Source organism: Prevotella sp. CAG:255 (genome assembly GCF_000431195.1).
GTDB lineage: Bacteria > Bacteroidota > Bacteroidia > Bacteroidales > Bacteroidaceae > Prevotella > Prevotella rara.
This window is the reverse complement of the sequence record NZ_HF986782.1, coordinates 1-2,399: the sequence shown is the minus strand read 5'-3', so window position 1 is coordinate 2,399 and position 2,399 is coordinate 1. Positions and strand designations below refer to the sequence as shown.

1 protein-coding gene is annotated in these 2,399 nt (G+C 49.6%); it reads left to right on the top strand.

All coding sequences use genetic code 11. The features are described 5' to 3' along the window. Positions 1-394 precede the first annotated feature (394 nt). A complete protein-coding gene (locus QVO66_RS03530) occupies positions 395-2,227 on the top strand; it encodes a DNA polymerase III subunit gamma/tau (RefSeq protein WP_288172539.1) in 1,833 nt (610 codons plus the stop codon). The last annotated feature ends 172 nt before the right edge of the window (positions 2,228-2,399 follow it).

Sequence of the window (2,399 nt, the reverse complement as noted above, 5' to 3'; positions counted from 1 at the left end):
TTCCGGCGGAGCACAGATCCGCCGGCACAATAGCAAACGTAGTGCTTGCGAAAAAAGACAACAATGCATTTGGATTTTTCACTCTTCAATTTTCATTCTTCACTTAAACACGTACTACGTTTGCATATGACTTTAACTCCTAATCCAACTCCTTTAACTCCTGACAAAAGCGCAGATCCGCAGAAATAACACCAAACGTTGTGCTTATTTAATTTCTAACAAGAACCACAAAAACGTCAGACATAAATCAAAACATTTGATAAGATTTTGTTTTTCGTACGATTTGAAGTATCTTTGCATAAGATATGCGGCATCTCAGCATAACATTCAAGCATGGCTTGAGGATTACGCACACGCAATGAGGACGTTATCTTCGCTTTGATTTTTTTGTATTATGAAAGAATATATTGTTTCTGCGCGCAAATACAGACCTATGACCTTCGACTCGGTTGTGGGACAGGCAGCTCTTACCACTACGCTGAAAAACGCGGTGAAGAGCGGAAAGCTGGCTCATGCCTACCTGTTCTGCGGACCAAGGGGCGTGGGCAAGACTACATGCGCACGTATCTTTGCCAAGGCCATCAACTGCCAGAACCCTACTGCTGAAGGTGAGGCCTGCAACGAATGCGAAAGCTGCAAGGCGTTCAACGAACAGCGCTCGTATAACATCTTTGAGCTCGACGCTGCCAGCAATAACTCGGTGGAGAACATCAAGGCTCTGATGGAACAGACAAGAATACCGCCGCAGGTGGGTAAGTATAAGGTGTTTATCATCGACGAGGTGCACATGCTGTCGACAGCGGCATTCAACGCCTTTCTGAAGACTCTTGAGGAACCGCCTGCACACGTGATATTCATCCTGGCGACGACAGAGAAGCACAAGATTCTGCCTACCATCATATCACGCTGTCAGATTTATGACTTTGAGCGCATGACGGTGCCCAACATCATCAACCACCTGAAGATGGTGGCCGACAAGGAAGGCATAACTTACGAGGAAGAGGCGCTGAACGTGATAGCGGAGAAGGCTGACGGCGGAATGAGAGACGCGCTGTCGGTGTTCGACCAGGCTGCAAGTTTCTGTCAGGGCAACATCACATATAAAAAGGTGATTGAGGACCTGAACGTGCTCGACGCCGACAACTACTTTAACATCATCGACCTGTGCCTGGAGAACAAGGCGGCAGACGTGATGGTGCTGCTGAACAACATAATAAACAAGGGCTTCGACGGCGGACACCTGATAAACGGACTGGCGGTGCACGTGCGCAACGTGATGATGGCAAAGGACGAACAGACGCTGCCGCTGCTGCAGGCGAGTGCATCGCAGACGGAGAAATACAAGGCGCAGGCTGCCAAATGCAGTTCGGCGTTTCTGTATAAGGCGCTGCGTATTATCAACGACTGCGACATAAACTACCGCCAGAGCAGCAACAAGAGACTGCTGGTGGAGCTGACGCTGATAGAGATAGCGCAGATAACTCAGCCTGACGACGAAGGGGCTGCCTCGGGGCGTTGCCCTAAGAGACTGAAATCCCTGTTTAAAAGACTTATGGGCGAAAGGCCAAAGGCGGCTATGCAGGTGGCCGCGGCCGAGCCCAGCGTTAACCGCCATACGGCCATTGCCAAGCACAATGCCGAGAAGGCGGCAGAGAGTGTCGTGTCTGCAAGCGAAGGCAGCAGCACCGACAACAGCATGAGCAACGGCGACGGAGCAAAGGCCGCACAGCCGGCAACAACAACGAAGCTGCGCAACCTGAAACTGGGCAGCATCGGCAAGACGTTTGCCAACCTGAGACGTCAGGGCGAAGAGCCGCAGATGGTGGCGGAGCAGGACGTAGAGGTGGTGGACAACGGTGAGCACAACACGTTCACAGAGGACGAGATGCTGACGCAATGGGTAGGCATGTGCAACCGTATGCCGCAGCAGATGACGGGAATAGCGGCGCGCATGAAGAACATGATGCCGACAATAAAGGATTTTCCGAACATCGAGGTGGTGGTTGACAACGAGATTCTGCTAGAAGAGATAAACAAGATTAAGGGCAGAATACGCAACACGCTGATAAAGGCCCTCAGAAACAGCGACATAACACTGACGCTAAGACTGGCAAAGCCTGAAGAGATAAAGCGCATACCGACAAACCGCGAACGCTTTGACGAACTGAAAAATACAAACAAGGCCTTCGAACGACTAAGCGAAATACTCGGACTGGAAGTAAGCTAGAATTTCATAATTACGTTCTTGTCAGGAGTTAAAGGAGTTGGACTAGGAGTTGAATTAGGAGTTAAAGGAGTTATAGTAGTTATCGCCAACAGAGTTGGCTAGGAGTTAGAGTCATATGCAAACGCAGTGCGTGTTTAAGTGAAAAATGAAAAACGAAAAATCCAATTGCTTT